Origin of the sequence: Streptomyces sp. NTH33 (assembly GCF_003236365.1) — a bacterium.
In the GTDB taxonomy this organism is placed as follows: Bacteria; Actinomycetota; Actinomycetes; order Streptomycetales; family Streptomycetaceae; genus Streptomyces.
The window spans coordinates 1-1,313 of sequence record NZ_POTZ01000904.1 but is presented as its reverse complement, the minus strand read 5'-3'; the positions used below and the strand labels follow the sequence as shown (position 1 = coordinate 1,313).

1 protein-coding gene is annotated in these 1,313 nt (G+C 72.9%); it reads right to left on the bottom strand.

Translation table 11 applies throughout. The features are described 5' to 3' along the window. On the bottom strand, nt 1-1,067 hold a 1,067-nt coding region (locus C1I97_RS37410), incomplete at its 3' end, for a hypothetical protein (protein ID WP_111007304.1). Nucleotides 1,068-1,313 lie beyond the last annotated feature (246 nt).

The following is a 1,313-nucleotide window of genomic DNA, read 5'->3' as shown; positions in this document are numbered from 1 at the left end:
GGCTGGCGCGGTGGGGCGGCGGCCGGGACCGTGTGCTGCCGAGGGGGAGTTGCCGCGCGAGCCTGGCGGAGGAACGGCTCGCTGTGGGTGAGCCAGGTGTCGAGGGCCGCCCAGAGCCGCGTGTCCCGCTCCGTTCGCGTGAGCGACGCGTCCCTGTCCAGGCCCTTGGCATCGGTGAGGGCGTCGGCCAGCTGTGCGAGGAGGCGGGCGTCCTCCGGCCGGCCGGTGGCCGCAGGGCGGCACCGGTCGAGAAGGGCGGGAGCATGCTGGATGACGGTGAGGAACTCGGCCCAGGCCCGGTTCAGGAACGTCTCGGCCGCCTCGCCGAGCGCGGTGGCGCCGAGCGGGGGCGTGTCGCTGTACCGGCCCGAGGCGACGACGGCGGCCCAGGTGCCGTGCTCGGTGCGGATGCGGTCGAGGGCCTCGGTGACGGTTGCGATCCGGCGAGTGTGGACGGCGCGCTCGTAGGCGGGCAGGAACCGGTCCGCTACGGTCCGGGCCGCGCGGTCGGCGAACGGTGGCAGGGTGAGGCTGCGCGGGGCGTGCGGGTCGCCGTATCCCTCCTCGAACGGTTCGGGCGCGAAGGCGCCGACCAGGTAGTCGAGCTGGTGGCCGGGGCGTTCGACGAGCAGCAGGGCTGTCCCGGCTGTGTCGGTGAGGGTGGCGGCGTAGGGGATCCGCTCGTTCTGGACGACGTGGGCGAGTTCGCCGCTGTCCCACAGCCATGGCACCAGGTCCTGTTGCCAGGCGGGGTGGGAGTAGAGCTCGATGCGTGCGTCCCACTGGCCGGGCAGCAGGCGGGCGATGTCCCTGGCGGTGTCGCCGATGAACCGTCGGCTGCTGGTGGTCACTTCCACCCCGTGCGCCGTGGCGTGGCGGACCAGGTCGGCCGCGGTGGCACGGGAGGCGTCCTCGTCCGCGTTCGGCAGGTGGTACACCCAGTCGTCGCCACGGCGGAAGCCGGATGCGGCGAGCGCCTGGTGTGCGGCCTTGTACCTCTCGCCGTGGCCGATGGCGACGATCCCGGTGTCGCGGCCGTAGGCGAGGGTGATCCGCGCGTCAGCCATGGGCCGACATCCGGTGCTGGGCGGCGGAACGAAGGGGGCGCCCGTACTGCCAGGCGTGCTCTGGGGTCGCGGTTTCCAGCTGGTTGTATCCGTGCTGGGCGGTCATCTGCTCAGGTGTTTGTAGTAGTGGACATAGATGCCCGCGTATCCGGTCTCGGCGGGGCGGACGATGAACGATCGGGTCGACAGGTTGGCCTTCCGTGGCGTCAAGCGGCTACCGGCCGGGTGCGGGGCCGGTGCGCGGGG